General features: G+C 66.7%; 22 protein-coding genes. 8 read left to right on the plus strand and 14 right to left on the minus strand.

Features of this window, described 5'->3' with window-relative positions:
- Positions 1-8: 8 nt before the first annotated feature.
- The 10 genes from ABFG95_RS21220 to fdxA form a co-directional block, all read right to left on the minus strand.
- Positions 9-992 carry a branched-chain amino acid ABC transporter permease gene (locus tag ABFG95_RS21220; RefSeq protein ID WP_049072110.1) on the minus strand — a complete coding sequence of 328 codons (984 nt, stop codon included), beginning with the start codon at positions 990-992 and terminating at the stop codon, positions 9-11.
- The gene (locus ABFG95_RS21225) at positions 989-1,876 is read right to left on the minus strand and encodes a branched-chain amino acid ABC transporter permease (protein WP_049072112.1); all 888 of its coding nucleotides are present in this window, start codon (positions 1,874-1,876) and stop codon (positions 989-991) included. Before ABFG95_RS21225 ends, ABFG95_RS21220 begins: the two co-directional genes overlap by 4 nt.
- 98 nt (positions 1,877-1,974) lie before the next feature.
- Positions 1,975-3,189, minus strand: coding sequence for an ABC transporter substrate-binding protein (locus ABFG95_RS21230; protein WP_059269523.1), 1,215 nt, complete (start codon positions 3,187-3,189; stop codon positions 1,975-1,977).
- A 61-nt stretch (positions 3,190-3,250) separates the two neighbouring features.
- Entirely contained in the window at positions 3,251-3,961 is a 711-nt protein-coding gene (locus tag ABFG95_RS21235) for an ABC transporter ATP-binding protein (RefSeq protein ID WP_006389258.1), read from the minus strand.
- The gene (locus ABFG95_RS21240) at positions 3,958-4,731 is read right to left on the minus strand and encodes an ABC transporter ATP-binding protein (RefSeq protein ID WP_049072117.1); all 774 of its coding nucleotides are present in this window, start codon (positions 4,729-4,731) and stop codon (positions 3,958-3,960) included. Before ABFG95_RS21240 ends, ABFG95_RS21235 begins: the two co-directional genes overlap by 4 nt.
- A 366-nt stretch (positions 4,732-5,097) precedes the next feature.
- Positions 5,098-5,733 (minus strand): endonuclease III, encoded by a 636-nt coding sequence (nth, locus tag ABFG95_RS21245; RefSeq protein WP_049072120.1) that lies wholly within the window; start codon positions 5,731-5,733, stop codon positions 5,098-5,100.
- On the minus strand, positions 5,730-6,371 hold the full coding sequence (gene rsxB / locus ABFG95_RS21250; RefSeq protein ID WP_049077530.1) for an electron transport complex subunit RsxB: 642 nt from the start codon (positions 6,369-6,371) through the stop codon (positions 5,730-5,732). The genes nth and rsxB overlap by 4 nt, the downstream gene beginning before the upstream one ends.
- A gap of 63 nt (positions 6,372-6,434) precedes the next feature.
- Positions 6,435-7,661 (minus strand): polyhydroxyalkanoate depolymerase, encoded by a 1,227-nt coding sequence (phaZ, locus tag ABFG95_RS21255; RefSeq protein ID WP_049072123.1) that lies wholly within the window; start codon positions 7,659-7,661, stop codon positions 6,435-6,437.
- A 231-nt stretch (positions 7,662-7,892) separates the two neighbouring features.
- Complete coding sequence (locus ABFG95_RS21260; protein ID WP_049072126.1) at positions 7,893-8,693, minus strand: ferredoxin--NADP reductase; 801 nt, start codon at positions 8,691-8,693, stop codon at positions 7,893-7,895.
- A gap of 46 nt (positions 8,694-8,739) precedes the next feature.
- Entirely contained in the window at positions 8,740-9,063 is a 324-nt protein-coding gene (fdxA, locus tag ABFG95_RS21265; protein ID WP_006389264.1) for a ferredoxin FdxA, read from the minus strand.
- A 157-nt stretch (positions 9,064-9,220) separates the two neighbouring features.
- Here fdxA and pncB point away from each other — a divergent pair, with 157 nt between their 5' ends.
- Both pncB and ABFG95_RS21275 read left to right on the plus strand, forming a co-directional pair.
- Complete coding sequence (gene pncB, locus ABFG95_RS21270) at positions 9,221-10,396, plus strand: nicotinate phosphoribosyltransferase (RefSeq protein WP_049072128.1); 1,176 nt, start codon at positions 9,221-9,223, stop codon at positions 10,394-10,396.
- Between the two features lie 78 nt (positions 10,397-10,474).
- Positions 10,475-10,828 carry a RidA family protein gene (locus tag ABFG95_RS21275; protein WP_006389266.1) on the plus strand — a complete coding sequence of 118 codons (354 nt, stop codon included), beginning with the start codon at positions 10,475-10,477 and terminating at the stop codon, positions 10,826-10,828.
- 165 nt (positions 10,829-10,993) lie between these two features.
- Here ABFG95_RS21275 and ABFG95_RS21280 read toward each other — a convergent pair whose 3' ends face one another.
- Positions 10,994-11,503, minus strand: a complete 510-nt coding sequence (locus ABFG95_RS21280) for an NAD(P)H-dependent oxidoreductase (RefSeq protein WP_059269525.1) — start codon at positions 11,501-11,503, stop codon at positions 10,994-10,996.
- Complete coding sequence (locus ABFG95_RS21285) at positions 11,500-12,333, minus strand: M90 family metallopeptidase (RefSeq protein WP_054419465.1); 834 nt, start codon at positions 12,331-12,333, stop codon at positions 11,500-11,502. The genes ABFG95_RS21280 and ABFG95_RS21285 overlap by 4 nt, the downstream gene beginning before the upstream one ends.
- Positions 12,334-12,444: 111 nt before the next feature.
- On the opposite strand from ABFG95_RS21285, the gene ABFG95_RS21290 reads away from it, so the two are divergent.
- Positions 12,445-14,733 (plus strand): bifunctional (p)ppGpp synthetase/guanosine-3',5'-bis(diphosphate) 3'-pyrophosphohydrolase, encoded by a 2,289-nt coding sequence (locus tag ABFG95_RS21290; protein WP_059269526.1) that lies wholly within the window; start codon positions 12,445-12,447, stop codon positions 14,731-14,733.
- A gap of 132 nt (positions 14,734-14,865) precedes the next feature.
- Here the strand turns inward: ABFG95_RS21290 and ABFG95_RS21295 are convergent, their stop codons facing one another.
- Positions 14,866-16,179: an MFS transporter gene (locus ABFG95_RS21295; RefSeq protein ID WP_080977337.1), complete on the minus strand. Its 1,314-nt coding sequence runs from the start codon at positions 16,177-16,179 to the stop codon at positions 14,866-14,868.
- A gap of 133 nt (positions 16,180-16,312) precedes the next feature.
- Between ABFG95_RS21295 and argE the strand changes: the two genes are divergently transcribed.
- From argE to ABFG95_RS21320, 5 genes are all read left to right on the plus strand, one after another.
- Positions 16,313-17,464 carry an acetylornithine deacetylase gene (argE, locus tag ABFG95_RS21300; protein ID WP_049072138.1) on the plus strand — a complete coding sequence of 384 codons (1,152 nt, stop codon included), beginning with the start codon at positions 16,313-16,315 and terminating at the stop codon, positions 17,462-17,464.
- A gap of 151 nt (positions 17,465-17,615) precedes the next feature.
- Positions 17,616-18,815: a tryptophan synthase subunit beta gene (gene trpB / locus ABFG95_RS21305; RefSeq protein ID WP_064526737.1), complete on the plus strand. Its 1,200-nt coding sequence runs from the start codon at positions 17,616-17,618 to the stop codon at positions 18,813-18,815.
- 1 nt (position 18,816) lies between these two features.
- Positions 18,817-19,683, plus strand: a complete 867-nt coding sequence (trpA, locus tag ABFG95_RS21310) for a tryptophan synthase subunit alpha (RefSeq protein ID WP_054419895.1) — start codon at positions 18,817-18,819, stop codon at positions 19,681-19,683.
- Positions 19,684-19,720: 37 nt separating this feature from the next.
- Positions 19,721-20,599 carry an acetyl-CoA carboxylase, carboxyltransferase subunit beta gene (accD, locus tag ABFG95_RS21315; RefSeq protein WP_049072142.1) on the plus strand — a complete coding sequence of 293 codons (879 nt, stop codon included), beginning with the start codon at positions 19,721-19,723 and terminating at the stop codon, positions 20,597-20,599.
- Positions 20,600-20,868: 269 nt separating this feature from the next.
- Complete coding sequence (locus ABFG95_RS21320) at positions 20,869-21,417, plus strand: acyloxyacyl hydrolase (protein ID WP_049072143.1); 549 nt, start codon at positions 20,869-20,871, stop codon at positions 21,415-21,417.
- A gap of 187 nt (positions 21,418-21,604) precedes the next feature.
- Here ABFG95_RS21320 and ABFG95_RS21325 read toward each other — a convergent pair whose 3' ends face one another.
- Positions 21,605-24,652, minus strand: a complete 3,048-nt coding sequence (locus tag ABFG95_RS21325; protein ID WP_348994900.1) for an Rne/Rng family ribonuclease — start codon at positions 24,650-24,652, stop codon at positions 21,605-21,607.
- Positions 24,653-25,030: the final 378 nt, after the last annotated feature.

Below are 25,030 nucleotides of genomic sequence, written 5' to 3' on the forward strand. Positions count from 1 at the left end.
CGCGCGGATCAGGCGCGCGCGGCGCGCCGCTTCTCGATCAGCGCGCCGATCTCGCCGACGATGCCGCGACGGAAGGCCAGCACGCAGATCACGAAGATCAGGCCGATCACGATGGTGACCGACTCGCCCAGGCGCAGGAACCAGTCGACGCCGGTCAGGCTGGCCATCATCTGGCCGAAGTCCCCCACCTTGTTTTCCAGCAGCACCACGATGAAGGCGCCGAGAATCGGTCCGGTCAGCGTGCCGAGCCCGCCGATCAGCGTCATCAGGATCACCAGGCCCGACATCTGCCAGGTCGCGTCGGACAGCGTGGCCGACACGAACACCAGCGTCTTGGTGGCGCCGGCCAGGCCGGCGATGGCGGCCGACAGCACGAAGGCCAGCAGCTTGAAACGGTCGACGTCGTAGCCCAGCGAGACCGCGCGCGGCTCGTTTTCGCGCAGTGCCTGCAGCACCTGGCCGAACGGCGAATGCACCGTGCGCCAGATGATGAAGTAGCCGATGATGAACACGCCCATCACCAGGTAGTACAGGTTCAGGTCTTTCGACAGGTCGATGATGCCCAGCAGCGTGCCGCGCGGCACGCTCTGCAGGCCGTCTTCGCCGCCGGTGAACTTGGCCTGCAGGAAGAAGAAGAACACCATCTGCGCCAGCGCCAGCGTGATCATGGCGAAGTAGATGCCGCTGCGGCGGATCGCCAGCGCGCCCATCGCCAGGCCCAGCAGCGCGGCCACCGCGACGCCGAACAGCAGTCCGATCTCGGTCGGCACGCCCCACACCTTGAGCGCGTGGCCGGTGGCGTAGGCGGCGCTGCCGAGAAAGGCGGCGTGGCCGAACGACAGCAGGCCGGTGAAGCCCAGCAGCAGGTTGAAGGCGCAGGCGAACAGGGCGTAGCACATGATCTTCATGGCGAAGATCGGATACACCCCGACGAAGGGAAGAATGGCCACCACGACGGCCAGGACCGCATAGCCCAGGAATTGACGATTCATTTCTCTTTTCCGAACAGCCCGGCCGGGCGGAGCAACAGGACAATGGCCATGATGATGAAGACGACCGTGCTGGACGCTTCGGGCCAGAACACCTTGGTCAGGCCCTCGATCACGCCCAGGCCCAGGCCGGTGACGATGGCGCCCATGATGGACCCCATGCCGCCGATCACGACCACCGCGAACACCACGATGATGAGGTTGGACCCCATCAGCGGCGAGATCTGCAGCACCGGCGCCGCCAGCACGCCGGCAAAGCCCGCCAGCGCCACGCCGAAGCCGTAGGTCAGCGTGATCATGCGCGGCACGTTGACGCCGAAGGCTTCCACCAGTCGCGGGTTTTCGGTGCCGGCGCGCAGCAGGGCGCCGAGGCGGGTGCGCTCGATCACGAACCAGGTCGCCAGGCACACCACCACGGATGCCGCCACCACCCAGCCTCGGTAGTTCGGCAGCACCATGAAGCCCAGGTTGGTCGCGCCGCGCAGGGCGTCGGGCGTCGGATAGGGCTGGCCCGACACCCCGTAGAAGCTGCGGAACAGGCCCTCGATGAGCAGCGTCAAGCCGAAGGTCAGCAGCAGGCCGTACAGGTGGTCAAGCTTGTAGAGGTGCCTGAGCAACAGTTTTTCGATGATGATGCCGAACAACCCGACCACCAGCGGCGCCAGGATCAGCATGACCCAGTAGTTCAACCCCAGGTACGACAGCCCCATCCAGGCCAGGAAGGCGCCCAGCATGTAGAGCGCGCCGTGCGCGAAGTTGATGACGTTCAGCAGTCCGAAGATAACCGCCAGGCCGAGCGACAGCATGGCGTAGAACGAACCGTTGACCAGTCCCAGCAGCAACTGGCCGAACAAGGCCTGTATGGGGATGCCGAAAATATCAGTCATCTTGTGAAAATCCTGCGCGTACGAAGGGAGGCGGACAAATTCAGGACGCGACCCGGCCGCGCGGGCCAGGTCGCATCAATGGGTCGCATCGACGGGAATTACTTCTTGACCAGCTTGCAGGTCGATTCGGACAGCTTGGTGTAGACCTCGTCGCCCGGCAGCGTGGCCACGACCTTGTAGTAGTCCCACGGGCCCTTGGATTCGGCCGGCGTCTTCACCTGCATCAGGTACATGTCGTGGATCATGCGGCCGTCTTCGCGCACATAGCCGCCCTGGGTGAAGAAGTCGTTGATCTTGTTCGACTTCATCCACTTCATGAGGGTGTCGGCATCGTCGGTGCCGGTGGCCTTCACGCCGTTCAGGTAGAACGTCACCGATGAATAGTCGCCAGCCTGCAGCATCGACGGCTTGCGGCCCACCTTGGCTTCGAACTTCTTGGACCAGGCGCGCGAGGCGTCGGATTGATCCCAGTACCAGCCGTCGGTCAGGTACATGCCCTTGGTGGCTTCCAGGCCGAGCGAGTGCACGTCGTTGATGAACACCAGCAGGCCGGCCATCTTCATGGTCTTGGTGACGCCGAATTCATTGGCGGCCTTGATGGTGTTGATGGTGTCGCCACCGGCGTTGGCCATGCCCAGGATCTGCGCCTTGGACGACTGTGCCTGCAGCAGGAACGACGAGAAGTCGGAGGCGCCCAGCGGAGCGCGCACCTGGCCCTTGATCTCGCCGCCGGCGGCCTTGACCACGGCCATGGTGTCGCGTTCGAGCGCGTGGCCGAAGGCGTAGTCGGCGGTCAGGAAGAACCAGCTCTTGCCGCCATCCTTCACCACCGCCGAACCGGTGCCGCGCGCCAGCGCCACGGTGTCGTAGGCGTAGTGCACGGTGTACGGCGAGCACTGGGCGTTGGTCAGGTCGGAAGCGCCCGCGCCGATGGCGATGAAGGGCTTCTTCTTTTCAGCCGCCACGGCCGCCATGGCCAGGCTGGTGGCCGAGTTGGTGCCGGCGATGATGACATCGACCTTCTGCTGATCGAACCATTCGCGCGCGCGGGCCGAGGCCACGTCTGCCTTGTTCTGGTGGTCCGCGGACAGCACTTCGATCTTCTTGCCGTTGACGTTGCCGCCGAAATCCTCGATCGCCATGCGGACCGCTTCCAGGCCCGCCTTGCCGTCGATGTCGGAATACACGCCGGACATGTCGGTGATGAAGCCGATGCGGATGACATCGTCGGAGATGCCCTGGGCCTGGGCGGCTGCCCCGGCGAATCCCAGGCCCGCCATGGCCAGTGCAGCAGTGATGGTGTGCAGCTTCATGGGATGACTCCTCTTCCCTTCGGTATATGGGATGCCGGGAACCCGGCGGATGACAGGTTTTTCAAACGCCCAACAATTCGTTGAGCGTGTCCTGTTTTTCTGAAAGTTCTGCGGCTTCGAAATGTTCGACGATCTGGCCGTGCTCCATGACGTAGAAGCGATCGGCCAGCGGCGCCGCGAAGCGGAAATTCTGTTCCACCATGACGATGGTGTAGCCACGCTGCTTGAGCGCGGTGATCATGCGGGCCAGGGCCTGCACGATGACGGGCGCCAGGCCTTCGGAGATTTCGTCCAGCAGCAGCAGATTGGCGCCGGTGCGCAGGATGCGCGCCACCGCCAGCATCTGTTGTTCACCGCCCGACAGGCGCGTGCCGGGCGAATGCCGGCGTTCCTGCAGGTTGGGGAACATGTCGTAGATTTCGGCCAGCGACATGCCGCCGCCGAGCGAACCGACCACGGGGGGCAGCAGCAGATTCTCTTCGCACGACAGGCTGGCGAAGATGCCGCGTTCCTCGGGGCAATAGCCCACGCCCAGGTGGGCGATCTTGTAGGTCGGCAGGTCGATGGCTTCGGTGCCATGGATGCGCACCGAGCCCTTGCGCGAGCCGGTCAGGCCGAGGATGGCGCGCAGCGTGGTGGTGCGGCCGGCGCCGTTGCGGCCCAGCAGCGTGACGACCTCGCCTTGCCCCACGCGCATATCCACGCCATGCAGGATATGCGATTCCCCGTACCAGGCCTGCAGGCCCGAGATTTCCAGTGCCGGGGTGCTCATGCGTGCGCTCCTTGGAGTTCGCCGTCGGTGGTGCCCATGTAGGCCTGCATCACGGCGGGATGGCGGGACACTTCGGCGTAGTTGCCCTCGGCCAGCACGGCGCCGCGCGCCAGCACGGTGATGGTGTTGGCGATGGAGGACACCACGTTCATGTTGTGCTCCACCATCAGGATGGTGCGGCCGGCGCTGACGCGCTTGATCAGCTGCGTGACGCGGTCCACGTCCTCGTGGCCCATGCCTTGCGTGGGCTCGTCCAGCAGCATCAGCTCGGGTTCCATCGCCAGCGTGGTGGCAATCTCCAGCGCGCGCTTGCGGCCATATGGCAGGTTCACGGTGGTCTCGTTGGCGAAGGCGCCCAGGTCGACCTGTTCGAGCAGGGCGCGCGCCGGTTCGTCCAGGGCGGCCAGGCGCTTGGTGCTTTGCCAGAAATGGAACGACAGCCCGGTCTTGCGTTGCAGGCCGATGCGCACGTTCTCCAGCACGGTCAGGTGCGGAAACACCGCCGAAATCTGGAACGAGCGGATCACGCCGCGCCGCGCGATCTGCGCCGGACGCTCACCGGTGATGTCGATGCCGTTGAACTTGATGGTTCCCGAGGTGGGAGAGAGAAACTTGGTCAGCAGGTTGAAGCATGTCGTCTTGCCCGCGCCGTTCGGCCCGATCAAGGCATGAATCTCGCCTCGCTTGATACGCAAATCGACCCCATTGACCGCGACAAAACCGCGGAATTCCTTGGTGAGGCCTTTTGTCTCCAGGATCGTGTCGTCCATGTCCGCTGCACCGGCGTTGTATTTATATGGACCCTGCCCGGCGTCATGCGCAGGGCCCCCGCAGGGTAAGGAAAATCATGCGGACGGCATGGTTTTCTATAAGAGTTGCCGGCGAGTATGCGCACCTCTGAATCAAAATTCCATGAGGGTTTGTCATAGGTTTTGCGGTGCGGAAAGGTGAATTGTCGGATAGCGGACAATTCGCATGGAGGCTGGGCGAAAACCCTATGCCGACATGCAATGCGTTGCAGCAAAACCGCATTGATCGTCATCAATCCGTCATCGTCGCGCGCATCGGGGAAAACCCGGTTTTGGCGATGCGCGAAGGAACATGCCGCGTCAATCGCCGCGTACGCGGCGCGTTTTTCAAGCGGGGGTTTTATCCTTGAATTCGCAGAGATCGGAAATGCCGCATTGCGGACATTTCGGTTTGCGAGCCACGCATATATAACGGCCTTGCAGAATCAGCCAGTGGTGCGCGTCCTGCATATATTCGCGCGGCACGAATTTCTCCAGCTTCAGCTCGACTTCCAGCACATTCTTGCCGGGCGCCAGGCCGGTGCGGTTCGAGACCCGGAAGATATGCGTGTCGACCGCCATGGTGGGCTGGCCGAAGGCGGTGTTCAGTACCACGTTGGCCGTCTTGCGGCCGACGCCGGGCAGCGCTTCCAGCGCCTCGCGGGTCCGCGGCACTTCACCGCCGTGTTGCTCGATCAGGATGCGGCAGGTGGCAATGGCGTTCTTGGCCTTGGTGCGATACAGGCCGATGGTCTTGATGTAGTCGGCCAGGCCTTCCTCGCCCAGCGCCAGCAGCGCCTGCGGCGTGCCGTACTTCGGGAAGAACTTGCGGGTGGCGATGTTCACCGACTTGTCGGTGGCCTGCGCCGACAGCAGCACCGCGATCAACAGCTGGAAGGGCGTGTCGTATTCGAGTTCGGTGGTCGGGTGCGGGTTGGCCGCTTGCAGGCGGGCGAAGATCTCTCGGCGTTTGGCGGCGTTCATGGGCGCGGGGCGTTGCGGCGGGCGCGGGCACGGGCCAGCGCGGATTCAATGGCGGCGCGCTTGCGGTCTTCGCCTTGCGCGTCATCGGAAGGGGCGGCGGGCGCCGGCGTGGTGGCGGGCTCGGGCGCCATCAGGCGGGCGTTGTCGGCCGCCAGCCGCTCCATGCGCGCCTGGTGGTGGCGGTGGCGCTGGCGGCCGGCGGCGGCGTCAGCGGCGCTCCAGGCGCGGCCGGCGGGGACCATCTCGATGCAATCCACCGGACAGGGCGCCACGCACAGGTCGCAACCCGTGCACCAGTCGGGCAGCACGGTATGCATATGCTTGTTGGCGCCGACGATGGCATCGACCGGACAGGCCTGGATGCATAGCGTACAGCCGATGCAATGCGCCTCGTCGATGCGCGCCACCAGCAGCGGACCGGGTTCGCCGCGGCTCAGGTCCAGCGGCAGGGCGGGGGTTTCCAGCAGCGCCGCCAACGCGGCGATGCCTTCGTCGCCGCCCGGCGGGCAGCGGTTGATCGGGGCGGTCCCGGCGGCGATGGCCTCGGCATACGGCAGGCAGCCGTCGTAGCCGCACTTGGTGCATTGCGTCTGGGGCAGCAGGGCGTCGATGCGATCGGCGAGGGAGCGACTGGACATGGCGGACAACGAGCAAAAGCAAAGGGGCCCGCGCGGGCCCCCGTGGACGGACGGTGAAAGGCCTCAGGCCGATTGCCGGATGAATTCCGCGATTTTAGGACAGATCATTTCGCGCCAGCGGCGGCCCGAGAAAATCCCGTAGTGGCCGCAGTTGGGGGCGGTGTAGTGCATCTTGCGGTCGGCCGGGATGTTCTTGCACAGCTTGATGGCCGCGCGCGTCTGGCCCTGGCCGGAAATGTCGTCCAGCTCGCCTTCGATGGTGAACAGCGCCACTTTCTTGATGTCGGCCGGGCGCACCGCCTGGCCGTCGACTTCCCAGGTGCCGTTGGGCAGCGCGAACTCCTGGAACACCATGCGGATGGTGTCCAGGTAGAACTCGGCCGGCATGTCCAGCACCGCGTTGTATTCGTCGTAGAAACGGCGGTGGGCCTCGGCGTCGCTGTCGTCGCCGCGCAGCAGGTCCAGGTAGAAGTCGTAGTGCGACTTCATGTGGCGGTCGGGATTCATCGCCATGAAGCCGGCATGCTGCAGGAAGCCCGGGTAGACCTTGCGGCCCGACCCCGGGTAACGCGGCGGCACCGGGTGGATGACCTGGTTCTCGAACCACGAATAGGGTTTGGTGGTGGCCAGGCGGTTCACTTGCGTGGGCGACTGGCGCGGATCGATCGGGCCGCCCATCATGACCATGCTGCGCGGCTGGCAGGGATCGTTGGCCGAGGCCATCAGCGACACGGCGGCCAGCACCGGCACGGTGGGCTGGCAGACCGAGATCACATGCACGTCCGGCCCCAGGTGGCGGATGAAGTCCTGCACGTAGCGCACGTAGTCGTTCAGGTGGAACGGGCCGGCCGACAGCGGCACCATGCGGGCGTCGATCCAGTCGGTGACGTAGACGTCGTGCCCAGGCAGCAGGGCGCGCACGGTATCGCGCAGCAGCGTGGCATGGTGGCCCGACAGCGGCGCCACCAGCAGCACCTTGGGATCGTCCTGCGGCGCCTGCCGCACATCGCGGTGGAAGTGCACCAGGCGGCAGAAGGGCTTGTCCAGCACGACCGATTCAGTGACCCGGACCGACTTGCCGTTGATTTCCGTGGCGGGCAGGTTCCAGGCGGGTTTCTGGTATTCCTTGCCGATGCGCGTCATCAGCTCGTACCCCGCGGCCATCTGGCGCGAGATCGGGGTGTAGGCAAGGGGGCTGTAGGGGCTGGAGAACAGCTGGGAACCGGCATCCGTGAATGCAGCGAACGGAGTCAGGAAGGCGCGCTGCATTTCGTGCAATTGGTACAGCATTTGGGGAAGTCCTTCTGGGTCGTGCGTGTGCCCCGATTATTGCGCCGGGGAGTAACGGTATTTCCAATTCGTCTGACGAAAGCGTCGGAAAACCGGAGTTTGTGTTGCAAAAATGCGACCCGTCATCCCTTGCGCACCAGTTTAGGGCGTAATCAGCGGCTGGCGGGGAAGTAAAACGGCGGATTTTCGGTCTAGGCCGGACGGGCCGGGGCGGTATCCGGGTGGTGAGGCTTACCAGTAGTTTTCCACCGCCAGGTTGCCGGGGATGCCACGGCGGCCGGGCTTGAAACCGCGTTCCCCCAGCAGCTTGCGGGCGTCGGCCAGCATGTCCGGATTGCCGCAGAGCATGATCTTGGCTTGCTCCGGGTCCAGCGGCAGGCCTGCCAGCCGCTCCAGTCCGCCGTCGGCGATCAGGGTGGTCAGGCGCGCCTGCGGCATGCCGGGCAGGGCCTCGCGGGTGGCGATGGGCAGGTACGTAAGCTTGCCTGGTTCGGCCGAGAACAGCTCGGCCAGGGACGGATCATTGCGCCAACCCTCGATTTCCTCGCGGTAGGCCAGCTCCGCCGCGGTGCGCACGCCATGCACCAGGATGATGCGGCGATAGGCGCGCCAGACGGCCGGGTCGCGCAGGATCGACAGGTAGGCCGAGAGCCCGGTGCCGGAGGCCAGCAGCCAGAGGTCGCCGCCGGGCGCGAAGCGTTCCAGCGTCAGGAAACCGTAGGGGGCCTTTTCGACGTACAGGGCGTCGCCCGGCCGCAGCCGCGCCATGCGCGGGCTGAACAGGCCTTCGGGCACCACGATGGAATAGAACTCCAGCCAGGGCTGGCGCGGGGCCGAGACCATCGAGTAGGCGCGCCACAGGGTGGGCGGACCTTCGGGATCCTCGGCGCCTGGCAGGCCGACCCGGGCGAACTGGCCCGGCTGGAAGGCATACGCGTCGTCGCGCGTGACGCGCACCGAGAACAGCTTGTCGGGCACCCAGGTATGGACGTGGGTGACGGTCTGGCGCGTGTATTTGGAATCGTCGGTCATCGGCACATCGCACGGCGCGGGCCGCTGGCGGCCGCGCGCTCGCGGATCATTTTTCCAGGTATTGCAGCTTGTCCTGCTTGCCGTTCCATTCGTCGGCGTCGGGCAGCGGCTTCTTGGCGCGGCTGATACTGGCGAATTCGGGCGACAGTTCGGCGTTCAGGGCGATGAAGTTGAGCTGGTCCTGCGGCACGTCTTCCTCGGCGTAGATGGCGTTGGCCGGGCATTCGGGGATGCACACGGCACAGTCGATGCATTCGTCGGGGTCGATCACCAGGAAGTTCGGACCCTCACGAAAACAGTCCACCGGGCATACGTCGACGCAATCGGTGTATTTGCACTTGATACAGTTTTCGGTGACTACGTGGGTCATTCTCAGGAACTCCGGGCTGGCGGCATATGTGTCTTGTTGGCCGGATTTTACCCAATGCGGCGCCAAACCGCCGCCAATACCCGTGTTGACATCGTGGCGCATTGGGGTATCGCGGGGCCCCGCTATGCTATGGTGTCGCGAAACGATACGCGCAATCATGATAATCACCTCGCTGCTCGACACCGACCTGTACAAATTCAGCATGATGCAGGTGGTGCTGCATCAGTTTCCCGCTGCCCAGGTCGAGTACCGTTACAAATGCCGGACTCCCGGGGTCAACTTGCGCCCCTACCTGGATGAAATCCGCGAAGAAGTGCACCAGCTGTGCCAGCTGCGCTTCACCGAGGACGAACTTAAATATCTGGGCGGCTTGCGTTTCATCAAAAGCGACTTCGTCGATTTTCTCGAACTGTTCCACCTGCCCGAGCGCTGCATCAGCATCCAGGAAGGCGAGGGACCGGGCGAAATCAGCATCGAGGTCAAGGGCCCCTGGCTGCACACCATTCTCTTCGAGATCCCGGTGCTGGCCATCGTCAACGAGGTCTACTTCCGCAACACGCGCAAGAACCCGGATTGGGCCGAGGGCCGCAAGCGCCTGCAATCCAAGATGCACCTGGTGCTGGACGACCCGGCGCTGGCCGATTTCCGCGTGGCCGAATACGGGACCCGGCGCCGCTTCTCCAAGGTCTGGCACGAAGAGATCGTCTCGACCATGAAGGCTCAGATGGGTCCGCATTTCGCCGGCACCAGCAACGTGCTGCTGGCCAAGCAGCACGAGGTGCTGCCGCTGGGCACCATGGGCCACGAATACCTGCAGGCCTGCCAGGCGCTGGGGCCGCGGCTGCGCGATTCGCAGGTGTTCGCGCTGGAGGTGTGGGCCAAGGAATACCGCGGCGACCTCGGCATCGCGCTGTCGGACGTCTATGGCATGGACGCCTTCCTGCGCGACTTCGACATGTATTTCTGCAAGCTGTTCGACGGCGCGCGCCACGACTCGGGCGATCCCTTCGTCTGGGGCGAGCGGCTGCTCGAGCACTACCGCAAGAACCGCGTCGACCCGCGCGCCAAGACCCTGGTGTTCTCGGATTCGTTGACCTTCCCGCGCGCCATCGAACTGGCGCGCCAGTTCGCCGGGCGCTGCAAGGTGTCGTTCGGCATCGGCACCAACCTGACCAACGACCTGGGCCACGAACCGCTGCAGATCGTCATGAAAATGGTCCGCTGCAACGGCCAGCCGGTGGCCAAGGTGTCCGACGCGCCCGAGAAGACCATGTGCGACGATCCCGCCTACCTGGCCTATCTGCGCCAGGTGTTCCAGCTGCCGCCCGCCTAGCGGGCCGTGGTCCGGGCAGGGTAAAGTTCGCCATTCTTCGCATTGTTCAACCCGCAACTCGTCATTAGGGGAATATTCATGAGCAGCATCAAGCGCTTCCACGTCGCCAAGCGCCTGTCGGACATGGCCGTCTACAACGGCGTCGCGTACCTGGCGGGCCAGGTGCCGGACGATTCCACGCTGGACATCACCGGCCAGACCGAGCAAGTGCTCGCCACCATCGACCGCCTGCTGGCCGAAGCCGGCACCGACAAGACCAAGATCCTGATGGCCCAGATCTACGTGGCCAACATGAAGGAATTCGACGGCATGAACAAGGCCTGGGACGCCTGGGTCGCCGACGGCAACTCGCCCCCGCGCGCCACCGTCGAGGCCCGCCTGGCCAACCCCGACTTCAAGGTCGAGATCGTCGTCACCGCCGCCGTCGCCTGATTGGCGCGCGCCTGATGAAAAGCCCTCCGGCATGCCGGAGGGCTTTTTTTGGGTCGTCCCCCGCGTGGCGTCGCGGCGCTCCCTGGCCACGGGGAAGGAGCGCGGGCCCCGCGGGGGAGGGACACGTCAGGCCCGTGTTGACCGGCAGTCGGCGCCGGGCCTGCGTCAACCCGCGGTCAGCAGCAGGCCGGCGAGCAGGCCGCCAACTTCCTCGCAGCGCGCCAGCTCGGCCGGCGCCACCGTCTTGGAGGCGAGGATCTGGTCGGGCGTCTGCGCGCCCAGGTTGACGATCAGGGCCGGCGCCACGGGCCGCAGGCGCCAGCCGGTGCAGATGCGCTCCACCTGGCGCGCCGCGCCGGCGCCGTCGCTGCCGGCGCTGACCAGGCAGGCGTAGGGACGGCCGGCGATGCGGTCCAGCACGCCGTAATAACAGCGGTCGAAGAATTCCTTCATTTCACCGCTCAGGCTGGCCAGGTTCTCCGGCGCGCAGAACAGCAGGCCATCGCTGGCCAGCACCTCGTCCACCCCGGCGTCCGCGGCGCGGCGCAGGGTCACCGCCAGATCGTCCGGTTGCTCCAGCTGCGCCGCCGCCGCGGCCGCTCCCCGGGCGGCGGCCTCGGCCATCTGGCGGGCCGCGCCGGTGCGGGAATGCCACACGATCAGCAGCCGTTTCATGCGTAGCGCGCCAGGGGATCCTGGCGGTAATAGGCCCGCAGCAGGCCGAACCATTCCGGCAATGCCTCGGCCATCGGGTGGGGATCGACGAAGAAGTGCTCGGAGCTGACGGCGAAGAACTCGGCTTCGTCGGTGGCGGCGTAAGGGTCGAGTGGCAAGCGCCCGTACCAGGCGTCGGCCTCGGCGCTTTCCGGATCGACGTCATGCGGGATGGCGGCCTCCACCGCGTCGACCGCGGCGATGAAGCGGTCCAGGCTGTCGTCCAGGATGCGGCGCCATTCGCGCGGCTTGATATCGCCGTGCGCCGCCAGCGACGGCATGCCGTCGGCAAAGCCCGATTGCAGGTCGAGCTTGTGCGCGAACTCGTGGATCACCACGTTGAAGCCGCCTTCGGACAACTGCGTGTCCTCCCAGGACAGCACCAGCGGGCCCCCGTCCCAGGCCTCTCCGGCGGCATCTTCCAGGTATTCGTGCATCACGCCGTCCTCGTCCATCTGCTTGCGCGGGATGCGAAAGCCCGCGGGGTACACGATGATCTCCTCCCAGCCCTCGTACAGCGCGGGCGTCAGGTTCAGGATCGGCAGGCTGGCCTGGGCCGCGATCGACAGCCGCATGAAGTCGGTCACTTCCAGCCCCCGCGCGCCATTGATCGTCTTGCTGGCCAGCAGCCAGGCCGAGCGCGCCAGCAACTGCGCCGACTCGTCGGCGTCCAGCGCCGCCAGGAAAGGGTGGGCGTCCAGCACCTGCCGCCAGAGTTCGGGGGCGATCCGGGCCTGCATCTGCGCCACCTCGGCGGCACGCGCGCCCCGGCCCTTGAGCCAGCGCAACATAAGCTTGGGTTCCTTGTATATGTGCCCGGTGGTTGCCGGGGTTTTCAGTGTGAACAGGCCCTAGTGTAGAGTGTCGGAATCCTCGATTACCGTAACCGCAATACGCCCGCGATGTCCGCCCCGCCCGTTCCTGATGCGCCTTCGACTTTCGACGCTTCCTGGCGACAGGAGGCGGGGGCGGGCCTCGACGCCGACGGCCTTGCGCTTATCGACCAGGCGGTGGCCTGGTCGGTTCCCCGTTTCGAGGGCCAGCAGGCCCTGACGGGCGAGCCGCTGGCCTCGCACGGCGCGGGCGTGGTGCGGATCCTGGCGGGCCTGCATACCGACGCCGCCACGCGCGCCGCGGCCCTGCTGGCCGCCTTGCCGACCGACCTGACCGCGCCGGCCCCGGCGCTGCGCAACGACCCGGTCGCCGCTGCCTTCGGCGCCGAAGTCGCCCGCCTGGTGCAGGGCACGCGCGCCCTGCTGCGGCTGGGCGTGGTGGCGCGCCAGGCCAGCGACGCCGAGGCGGAAACCGGCTCGCAGAAGGAAATGCAGCGCAAGATGCTGCTGGCCATGGCCGCCGACCTGCGCATCGTGCTGATGCGCCTGGCCTCGCGCCTGCGCACCCTGCGCTGGCACGCCGAAAGCAAGACGCCCTGTTCGATCGCCTTCGCCCGTGAAACCCTGGACCTGTACGCGCCCCTGGCCAACCGCCTGGGCATCTGGCAGATCAAGTGGGAAATGGAAGACCTGGCGTTTCGCTTCCTGGAGCCCGACCGCTACAAGCAGATCGCCCGCCTGCTCGAGGAAAAGCGGGTCGAGCGCGAGGCCTTCATCGCCGGCGCCATCGAGCGCCTGCAGACGGCGCTGGCCAAACATGGCATCGAAGCCGAGGTCAGCGGCCGGCCCAAGCACATCTACAGCATCTGGAACAAGATGCGGGTCAAGCGCCTGGATTTCTCGCAGATGTACGATCTGCGCGCGCTGCGCATCATCGTCGACGACGTGCGCGCCTGTTACATGGCGCTGGGCATGGTGCACGAGATGTGGACGCCGCTGTCCGACGAGTTCGACGACTACATTTCGCGGCCCAAGCCCAACGGCTACCGTTCGCTGCACACGGTGGTGGCCGACGATGACGGCCGCCCGTTCGAAGTGCAGATACGCACCCGCGAGATGCACCAGTTCGCCGAGTACGGCATGGCCGCGCATTGGCGCTACAAGGAAGCGGGCGCCAAGGGCGGGCAGGTGGCCGCCTCCAGCGAATACGACCGGCAACTGGCCTGGATGCGGCAACTGCTGGCCTGGAATACGGATGTCGAGGCGGGCGAGGCGCCCGCCGCCGACAAGCAGGATGCGGCCAGACCGGCCGGCAAATCCGGCCCGGGCAAGAGCCGCCATGCCGCCGTCACGCCTGCGCCCACGGACGAACGCATCTACGTGCTGACGCCGCAGGCCCGCGTGATCGAGTTGCCGGCCGGCGCCACGCCGGTCGACTTCGCCTATCACCTGCACACCGACCTGGGCCACCGCTGCCGCGGGGCGCGGGTCGACGGCCAGATGGTGCCTCTGCAGACGCGTCTGGCCACCGGCCAGACGGTCGAGATCATCTCGGCCAAGTCCGGCGGCCCGTCGCGCGACTGGCTCAACCCGCAGCTCGGTTTCCTGGCCAGCCCGCGGGCCCGCGCCAAGGTGCGCATGTGGTTCAACGCCATCGAACTGCAGCAGCGCATCACGCAAGGCCAGGCGCTGGTCGAAAAGGAACTGCAGCGGCTCGGCAAGACCGCGGTCAACCTGGAACAGCTGGCGCAGAACCTCGGTTTCGCCCGCGCCGACGACCTGTACGTGGCCGCCGCCAAGGAAGAGTTCAGCCTGCGCCAGATCGACGCCGTGTTCCAGCAGCCGGCGCCCGCCGCCGAGCCGCAACCGGCCGCCCTGCGCCACGCCAGCGCCGGCAGCGCCGAGAAAAGCGGCAAGAGCGGGGTGTTGGTGGTGGGCGTGGGCTCGCTGCTGACGCAGCTGGCGCGCTGCTGCCGGCCCGCGCCGCCCGATGCCATCGCCGGCTTCGTGACACGCGGGCGCGGCGTGTCGATCCACCGCTGCGACTGCCACAGCTACCTGGCGCTGGCCGCGCGCGAACCCGAGCGGGTGATCGAGGTGGCCTGGGGCGAGACCCCGGCGGACACGTTCTACCCGGTCGACATCAGCGTGCGCGCGCACGACCGCTCCGGCCTGCTGCGCGACCTGTCCGAAGTGTTCGCGCGCCTGCGTTTGAACGTAGTGGGCGTGAACACCCAGAGCCGGCAGTCGCTGGCCCATATGGTGTTCACGGTGGAAGTGCGCGGCGGCGAATCGCTGGCGCGCGCGCTGGATGCGCTGGCCGAGGTGCCGGGCGTGTCGTCGGCGGTGCGCCGCTAGCCCGGCGCGGCATCCTGGAGGGAGAGGTCCCAAGGCAGGCCATCCGGGATGGAGCCCGGATGCAGGCCGCGCGGGACAGAATGCGGACGCGGCTGCCCGGGCCATCGCGGCCCGGGCGCATTCCGGCGAAGTTCAGTGGTCCAGGTTCTCGTGAGCGCGTTCGCGCATGAAGAACGACGCCACCAGCCCCAACGCCACGCCGAACATCACGTAGTAGGCCGGCGCCATCGGCGAACCGGTGGTCTTGATCAGCCAGGTCACGATGAACTGGGCGAAGCCGCCAAAGATCATCACCGCCACGTTATAGGCCAGCGACAGGCCCACCGAGCGCACCCGCGCCGGGAACAGTTCCGCCATGACGGTGCTGAACACGCCGAAGAAGGCCGACACGAAGAAGCACACCACGATCTGCACGGTCAGCAGGCGGCCGATCGACGGCGCGTCCGACAGCCAGTAGTACAGCGGGTACAACACCACCAGGTAGCCGATCAGCGAGCCGATCACGATGGGGCGGCGGCCGGCACGGTCGGACCAGGCGCCCATGAACGGCGTCAGCAGCACCATCAGCGCCGCGCCCGCCATCTGCACCAGGAAGGTCTGGTTCAGCGGCAGCTTCAGGATCTGGGTCGAGTAGGTCACCAGGTAGGTGAAGGTGATGTAGATGGACACCGTTGCCGTCACCACCAGGCCCACGCCGATCAGCGTCTCGCGGGTGTGGGTGCGGACCATCTCGGCCAGGCTCAGCCGCTGCACCTCGCCGCGCGCGGCGGCCTGGCGCTCGTCTTCCTTCATCTGCTTGAAGGCGTCGGTTTCGTCGATGTTGCGGCGGATATAGATGGCGATCGGCACGATCACCAGGCCAAACGCGAACGGCAGGCGCCAGGCCCAGGCCGCGATCTGCTCCTGCGTGAAGAACTCGGTGATCAGCGTGCCGCAGGCTGCGCCGATCAGCAGCGCCAGCATCTGCCCGGCCATCTGCCATGAGCCGTAGAAGCCGCGCTTGCCATTGGGCGCCATCTCGATCAGCAGGGCGGTCGAGGTGCCGAACTCGCCGCCGGCCGAGAAGCCCTGCAGCAGCCGCGCGATCAGGATGAAGATGGGCGCCAGGATGCCGGCCGCGTGATACGTCGGCGCCACGGTGATCAGGGCGATGGACACCGCCATCAGCGACGTGACCAGCACCATGGCCGCCTTGCGGCCCTTCTTGTCGCCATACAGGCCCAGGATGATGCCGCCCACGGGGCGCATGAAGAAACCGACGCCGAAAATCGCCGTGGTCATCAGGATCGCGTTCAGCTCGCTGCCGGGAACGCTGGGATCGGTCGGAAAGAACAGTTTCGAGATGATCGGTGTCATGAACGCGAACACCAGGAAGTCATACCATTCGAGGGCGTTGCCGATGACTGCCGCCACGATATTGCGCGTGGGAACTGCTTTGTGCTGCACGGTTTCTCCTTGGGGGCTTTGCTGCTTGAAGGGCGTCATTCTAGGCCCAGGCACGGCCTGCGTCCGGCCCGGGGCGCGGGACGCGGACGCGTCCTGGCTTTACACTGCTGCTTTTACCCAAGAGAGTTGCTACATGAACGCGCGCACCTGGCTGGAGACGCTGGTCGGTTTCGACACCACCAGCCGCAATTCCAATCTTGCCCTCATCGAGACCGTCCGTGATTGGCTCAAGGGCCAGGGCGTCGATGCGTGGCTGGCGCACAATCCCGAACGCACCAAGGCCAACCTGTTCGCCACCCTGCCGGCGCAGGACGGCAACCAGCAGGGCGGCATCGTCCTGTCGGGCCACACCGACGTGGTGCCGGTCGATGGCCAGGACTGGAGCACCGACCCGTTCCAGCTGATCGAGAAAGACGGCCTGCTGTACGGCCGCGGCAGTTGCGACATGAAGGGTTTCATCGCCGGTTCGCTGGCGCTGGTGCCGGAATTCCTGGCGATGCCGCGCAAGAAGCCGATCCACCTGGCGTTCTCCTACGACGAGGAAGTCGGCTGCGCCGGCGCGCCGTACATGCTGGCCGACCTGCACGAGCGCGGCATCCGCCCCGAAGGCTGCGTGGTGGGCGAACCCACCGGCATGCAGGTGGTGGTGGCGCACAAGGGCATCAACCTGTTCCGCTGCAAGGTGCACGGCAAGGCGGCGCACTCGTCGCTGACCCCGCGCGGCTGCAACGCCATCGAATACGCCGCCCGCCTGATCTGCCGCATCCGCGACCTGGCCGACAGCTTCAAGGCCAACGGCCCGTACGACCAGTTCTACGACGTGCCGTTCTCCACCATGACCACCAACCAGATCCGCGGCGGCATTGCGGTCAACACCATTCCCGAACTGTGCGAATTCACCTATGAATTCCGCAACCTGCCGGGCATGCAACCCGACCAGATCCAGGCGGAAGTCGAAAAATACGTGCGCGATGAGCTTCTGCCGCGCATGAAGGCCGAATTCGACGGCGCCAGCATCGAAATCGAGACCGGCGCCGCCGCGCCCGCCCTGGAGGCCTCCGAAGAGGCCGCCATCACCCAGCTGGTGCGCGCCCTGACCGAAGACCGCGCCACCCGCAAGGTCGCCTATGGCACCGAAGCCGGCCTGTTCCAGGGCATCGGCATTCCCACGGTGGTCTGCGGCCCCGGCCACATCGAGCAGGCGCACAAGCCCAACGAGTTCGTCGCGCTCGACCAGCTCGCCGCCTGCGAGACCTTCCTGCGCCGCATGGGGCAGTCGCTCTGACGCGTCTGGCCGGGCAGGCCCGGCCCGGCAACGCCGGTGCGGGAGCGGGGGGGCGTTGCCCCCGTCCGCGACCGGCGTCAGGTAAAATGACGGGTTGCAAACCGGATTTGCGGGCGGCAGACGCTGGCCGTGATACCGGGGGAGATGCTTGGTGAAACCTTACGATTTTCCGGATGCCCAGGGCCATTTCGGCCCTTATGGCGGTGTTTTCGTGGCGGAAACGCTGATGCACGCGCTCGACGAGCTGCGTGCCGCCTATGACCGCTACCGTGTCGATCCCGCCTTCCTGGAAGAGTTCAACTACGAACTCAAGCATTTCGTCGGCCGTCCCAGCCCGGTCTATCACGCCCGCCGCTGGTCCGACCTGGTGGGCGGCGCCCAGATCTGGTTCAAGCGCGAAGACCTGAACCACACCGGCGCGCACAAGGTCAACAACTGCATCGGCCAGGCGCTTCTGGCCAAGCGCATGGGCAAGCCGCGTGTCATCGCCGAAACCGGCGCCGGCCAGCACGGCGTGGCCACGGCCACGGTGGCGGCCCGCTACGGCATGGAATGCGTGGTCTACATGGGCAGCGAAGACGTCCGCCGCCAGGCCTCCAACGTCTACCGCATGAAGCTGCTGGGCGCCACGGTGGTGCCGGTCACCTCCGGCTCGCGCACCCTGAAGGACGCGCTCAACGAAGCCATGCGCGACTGGGTCACCAACATCGAGAACACCTTCTACATCATCGGCACGGTGGCGGGCCCCGATCCCTACCCCCGCATGGTGCGCGATTTCCAGACCGTCATCGGCAATGAATGCCTGACGCAGATGCCCGAGGCCATCGGCCGCCAGCCCGACTACGTCGTGGCCGCGGTCGGCGGCGGCTCCAACGCCATGGGCATCTTCCATCCCTACATTCCCTACGAGAACGTGCGCCTGATCGGCGTCGAAGCCGCCGGCGAAGGCATGGACAGCGGCAAGCACGCCGCGTCGCTGGCCGCCGGCCAGGTGGGCGTGCTGCACGGCAACCGCACCTACGTCATGCAGGACGCCGACGGCCAGGTCCAGGAAACGCATTCGGTCTCGGCCGGGCTGGACTACCCCGGCGTGGGTCCCGAGCATGCCTGGCTCAAGGACTCCGGCCGCGCCGAATACGTCGGCATCACCGACGATGAAGCGCTCAAGGCCTTCCACGATTGCTGCCGCATCGAAGGCATCATGCCGGCGCTGGAGTCCTCGCACGCCATCGCCCAGGCCGTGAAGATGGCGGCCACGCTGCCGCGCGACGCCGTCATCCTGGTCAATCTGTCGGGCCGCGGCGACAAGGACATGCATACCGTCGCCGAACGTGCCGGTATCGAGCTCTAACATGACGACAACCCGTTCCGATCGCATTGCCGCCGCCTTCGCGCGCACCGCCGAATCCGGCCGCGCCGCGGCGCTCATCCCCTACATCGCGGCCGGCGATCCGTCGCCCGCCGCCACCGTTCCCCTGATGCACGCGCTGGTCGAGGCCGGCGCCGACGTCATCGAACTGGGCGTGCCGTTCTCCGATCCCATGGCCGACGGCCCGGTGATCCAGCGCGCCGCCGAGCGCGCCATCGCGCAGGGCGTGGGCCTGGGCCGCGTGCTCGACCTTGTGGCCGAGTTCCGCCAGCGCGATACCGCCACCCCCGTGGTGCTGATGGGCTATGCCAACCCCATCGAACGCATGGGCCAGGCTGAATTCGCCCGTCGCGCCGAGGCCGCGGGCGTGGATGGCGTCCTGGTGGTCGACTATCCGCCCGAGGAAGTGATCGAATTCGCCAGCACGCTCGGCCGCCATGGCATCGCCCCGATCTTTCTCCTGGCCCCCACCTCGACCGACGCGCGTATCCAGGCCGTGGCCGCCGTGGCGCGCGGTTACGTCTACTATGTGTCGCTCAAGGGCGTGACGGGAGCCGGTTCGCTCAATACCGACGACGTGGCCGAGCGCGTGGCGGTGATCCGCCGCCATGTGCGCGAGATCCCGGTCGGCGTGGGCTTCGGCATCCGCGACGCCGACAGCGCGCAGCGCGTGGCGCGCGTGGCCGACGCGGTCGTCATCGGCAGCAAACTGATTGAAACCATGGAGCAGGCGGTGGCCAACGCCCCCGCTGCCCAGCAAACCGACGCCGCAGTCGCCGCCGCCAGCGGCTGGCTGCGCACCATCCGGCAGGCGCTGGATCAAGTAAAACGACCGAGCGCGTCGGCCTGAGCGGCCTGGCGCGACTTCCTTACGGGATGAACAAACAATGAGCTGGATCGAAAAACTCCTGCCGCCTCGCATCAACAAAACCAGCGACAGCGGCGCCCGCCGCGTGCCCGAAGGCCTGTGGGTGAAATGCCCGTCGTGCGAAACGGTGCTGTACAGCGAAGACCTGGCGGCCAACCTGCACGTCTGCCCCAAGTGCGATCACCACATGCGCATCGGCGCCCGCGCCCGCATCGACTCGCTGCTCGACATGGAAGGCCGCGTCGAGATCGGCCAGAGCACGCGCTCGGTCGATTCGCTGAAATTCAAGGACACCCGCAAGTATCCCGAGCGCCTGGCCGAAGCCGTCAAGCAGACCGGCGAGACCGATGCGCTGGTGGTGGTCAGCGGCTCGATTCGTGGCGTGCCGGCGACGCTGGCCTGCTTTGAATTCGAGTTCATGGGCGGCTCCATGGGCTCGGTGGTCGGCGAGCGCTTCGCGCGCGGCGCCCAGGCCGCGCTGGACAACAAGACGCCCTTCATCTGTGTCGCCGCTTCGGGCGGCGCGCGCATGCAGGAAAGCCTGCTGTCGCTCATGCAGATGGCCAAGACCAACGCCATGCTGACGCGCCTGTCGGCCGCCGGCCTGCCGTTCATCAGTGTGCTGACCGATCCCACCATGGGCGGCGTGTCCGCCAGCTTCGCCTTCATGGGCGACGTGGTCATCGCCGAGCCCAAGGCCCTGATCGGCTTTGCCGGCCCGCGCGTGATCGAACAGACCGTGCGCGAAAAACTGCCGGAGGGCTTCCAGCGCGCCGAGTTCCTGCTGCAGAAGGGCGCCATCGACATGGTGGTCGATCGCCGTCAGTTGCGCGAGGAAATCGCTCGCCTGCTGGCCTTGCTGACCAACCAGCCGGCCGACGTCGTCACCGCGGCCTGATCGCGTTTCCCCGGCTCCTTCGGACCGGGGGCTAAGATGAAAAAGCCGCCGCGCATTCGTGCCGGCGGTTTTTTCATGGCCGTTTGTTCAGCCCTCTGACAGCGTCATTTTTCGTGCGTCGGGCGGAACAGTGTTTTCCATGATTTTTGTTGCCTTATTGCGACATATTGCGAGCCTTCTGGCCCGGTTTTTGCTATGTTCTGTAGTACTGGATAACACTCGTGAATTGCGCCGAGATGTCATCCCAACAAAATACGGAGTTGCTCCCAATGCAGTCGACGAAGAAGAAAATGCTTGTCCGCCTTGTCGGTTTGGCCCTCGCCGGCGCCGCGACCCTCGCCAGCGCCCAGTCGTCCGAGGGTACGCAGGGCGGCGTGAGCCTGCACTATGGCGTGGGCGACCACTATCAGCGCTTCACCCTGAACTACGAAACGCCGTCGGTGTGGACCTATCAGTTCGGCGGCAACTGGGGCCGCCTGGATCTGACGCCCGAACTCGGCGTGTCTTACTGGTGGGCCGACGGCGACCGCTCGCCGAGCAATGTGTGGCAATTGAACGCCATCCCGATGTTCCGCTGGTGGGCGGGTGAGCGCTTCTACCTCGAAGCCGGTATCGGCGCCACCGTGTTCTCGCGCACCCGCTTCGCCAACGAGAACATCAGCACCGCCTTCCAGTTCGGCGACCACGTCGGTCTGGGTTTCCTGCTGACGCCGAACAACCGCATCGGCGTGCGCTATTCGCACTTCTCCAATGCCAGCATCAAGCGCCCAAATCCGGGCCTGGATACGGTGCAGCTGACCTACACGTACCAGTTCTGATCGCGGCGCGATCCGGCCTGACGAAAGAACCCTCGGTGACGAGGGTTTTTTTTCGGCCATGTTCGCGCCCTATCCCGGCGCCATGTTCCGCCGGCGTGTTCCGGCGCCATACCCGGGCGGCGTGGTCGACTGACAAATAAAAAAGCCCCCATCATTCGATGGGGGCTTTTGCTTGCGCGGCTTGCCTTTAGTGGCGGGTTTCGACCTGAACCAGGGGTTCGTTCGAAACCGGGGCCACCGGCTTGCGCTCGCGGCCCAGGCGGGCCGGCGTGTGCGCCGCGGCGATGCGCAGTTGCGTCTGCGCGTGGCGCTCGGGGTCGGTTTCCACCCACTGCAGGCCGGCGGCGTTGACCACTTCGTGCAGGGCCTGCGCCTTGGCCGAGGGGGCCGTCGCCGGCACCACGATGGGCTGGGCGCTGGCGGGCGCCGCTGCCACAGGCGCGGCGGCCACGGGGGCCGGCGCCGGCGCGGCTTCCGGTTCGACCGGCGCGGCCGTCACGGCAGGTTCCACCACCGGTTCGACCGCGGCGGCTTCCACCGGGGCCGCGACAGGCGCGACCGGCTCGGAAACCTGGCTGGCCGGTTCGACGGTCACCGGGGCGATCGCCTCGGGGGCCGCGGCCGGTACGGGCTGCTGGGCCTGCGGTTCCTGCGCGGCGGCGGGTGCCTGTTCGACCTGGGCCGGTGCCGGCGCGGTCTCAGCCTGGACGGCTTCGGCCTGCCGTACCGGCGCCTCGGCTTGCGGGGCGGGGGCGGGGACTTCAGCCGGAACGGCGGTCACCGGGGCGGCGACTGGCGCGGGCGCGGCGGTCACGTTCTCGGCCGGCTCGCCGGCGTCTTCCTCGGCGCCGTCTTCCAGTTGCTCGTCGCTGCCTGCCACGCCTGCCTCGTCCGGGCTGCGGCGGCCACGACGACTACGGCGGCGGCGGCGCTTGCGTTCCGGGTCGGCGCCGGCTTCGGCGCCTTCGACGGCGGGCACGCCATCGGCGGTCTGCTCGACGGCTTCGGCCGCTTCGGCCTGGCCGTCGGCGGGCTGCTTGGCTTCAGGCAGCGCGGTGGCGACCGACTGGGCCAGCGCGGCGACCATGCTTTCCTGCTCGCTCATCGGCGCGTCGGCCTGGCCTTCCTCGCGGCGGTTGCGGCCACGGCCGCGACGGCGGTTGCGACCGGCGCCGGCATCATCGCCAGCGGCTTCCGGCGCGATGTCGGGGCGGTTCGAGGCTTGCGCGGCCTGATCGCGATCGCCGCGCTCGTTGCGGTTGTGGCGCTCGCCGCGTTCCTGGCGCTCGCCGCGTTCGCCTTCGGGGCGACGGTTGCCACGGATATGCGGACGGCCGCCTTCGCTGCCCTCGGCGCCTTCGGCGCGGGACTCACCGCGACGGTTGCGGTTGCGGTCGGAACCGTGGCGTTCGCCGCGGCGTTCCTGGCCATCGTGGCCGCTGCGGCCCTTGCCGCGGGCCGGCGACGCAGCGCGCTTGGCGCTGGTCTCTTCCTGGGCGGCGGGCGCGGCCTTGGCGGGCTCGCTGTTGCCGGTCAGCCAGCCGAACAGGCGCTTGAGCAGGCTGGGGCCGCCCGATTGCGCCGGCGCGGCCGCGGGGGCGGGCGCCGGGGCAGGGGTCGACATGGGAGCCGGCTGCGAAGGCGTGATGCCCTTGACCAGCGCCTCCGGACGGGCCTTGATCTCGCTTTCGCGCGGCTGCCAGGGGGCGTCGGTGGCGGGAGCCTCGACCAGCTCGAAGCTGGTCTTCACTTCTTCCAGGCGCGGATCGTCGTGGCGCAGGCGCTCGATGTGGTGGTGCGGCGTTTCCAGGTGCTTGTTGGGGATCAGCACCAGGTTGACCTTCAGGCGGGCTTCCATCTTGGTGATGTCGGCGCGCTTTTCGTTCAGCAGGTAGGTCGCCACGTCGACCGGCACCTGGGCGTGGACCGCCGCGGTGTTTTCCTTCATGGCTTCTTCCTGCAGCAGGCGCAGGACGTGCAGGGCGCTCGATTCGGCGTCGCGGATCACACCGGTGCCGTTGCAGCGCGGGCAGGTGATGTGCGAGCCTTCGTTCAGGGCCGGACGCAGGCGCTGGCGCGACAGTTCCATCAGGCCGAAGCGCGAGATCTTGCCCATCTGGACGCGGGCGCGGTCGAAATGGAGGGCGTCACGCAGGCGCTGTTCGACGGCGCGCTGGTTCTTGCTGTCTTCCATGTCGATGAAGTCGATGACGATCAGGCCGCCCAGGTCGCGCAAGCGCAGCTGGCGGGCCACTTCGTCGGCGGCTTCCGAGTTGGTCCGCAGGGCGGTTTCCTCGATGTCGGCGCCGCGGGTCGAGCGGGCCGAGTTGACGTCCACGGACACCAGCGCTTCGGTGTGGTCGATGACGATGGCGCCGCCCGAGGGCAGCGTGACCGTGCGCGAGTAGGCCGTTTCGATCTGGTGTTCGATCTGGAAGCGCGAGAACAGCGGGATGTCGTCGCGGTAGCGCTTCACGCGCTGGACGTTGTCCGGCATCACCACGCTCATGAACGCGGTGGCCTGGTCGGCGATTTCGTCCGTGTCGATCAGGATCTCGCCGATCTCGGGCGAGAAGTAATCGCGGATGGCGCGAATGACCAGGCTCGATTCCAGGTAGATCAGGATGGGCGCGGAGTTGTCACGCGCGGCGCCGTCGATGGCGGTCCAGAGCTGCAACAGGTACGACAAGTCCCATTGCAGTTCCTCGACGTTGCGGCCGATGCCGGCGGTGCGGGCGATGATGCTCATGCCCTGGGGCAGCTCGAGCTGCTCCATCGTGTCGCGCAGTTCCTGGCGGTCCTCGCCCTCGACGCGGCGCGAAACGCCACCGCCACGGGGGTTGTTGGGCATCAGGACCAGGTAGCGGCCGGCCAGCGAGATGAACGTGGTCAGGGCGGCGCCCTTGTTGCCGCGCTCTTCCTTTTCAACCTGGACGATCAGTTCCTGGCCTTCGCGCAGGGCGTCCTGGATGCGGGCGGTGCGGACGTCGACGCCTTCCTTGAAGAAGCTGCGAGCCACTTCCTTGAAGGGAAGAAAGCCGTGGCGGTCTTCGCCGTAGTTGACGAAGCAAGCTTCGAGGCCGGGTTCGATCCGGGTGATGACACCTTTGTAGATGTTGCCTTTGCGTTGTTCGCGGCCGGCAGTCTCGATGTCGAGGTCGATGAGTTTTTGCCCATCGACGATAGCGACGCGTAATTCTTCCTGGTGCGTCGCATTGAACAGCATGCGCTTCATGAGAGGGTTTCTCCGTTGTCATGACGCGCCGATATCGGCGCGTGACCTCGGGCCACTCGGGCTGCGGCTGAAGCGGGCAAGAAGATGCGGACCGTACCTGGGCGGCGCCCAGGCGTATCCGCCGCGGGTCAGGCGGGCACGTCGTGCCGTGGGGCACGGGGTTCTTTCAGCAGGAGGGTCAGCTTCACTGAATGTGGTTTGACGGAAATGTGCTGTGAACGGCAGTTGCGGCCGGATTGGTTGCCGACGCGCAGCTGGTGCTTTAAATATGCGACGATTCTTGCAGTGCTTCAAGCCGCTTGCGGCAGGCAACGGACCTGCTGGGACAGCGGGCAAGATGAATGCCACACCACTATCCGGCAGGGCGCGGTTGCGCCG

Source organism: Achromobacter sp. HNDS-1, from assembly GCF_040084795.1.
GTDB classification, from domain to species: domain Bacteria; phylum Pseudomonadota; class Gammaproteobacteria; order Burkholderiales; family Burkholderiaceae_B; genus Achromobacter; species Achromobacter ruhlandii.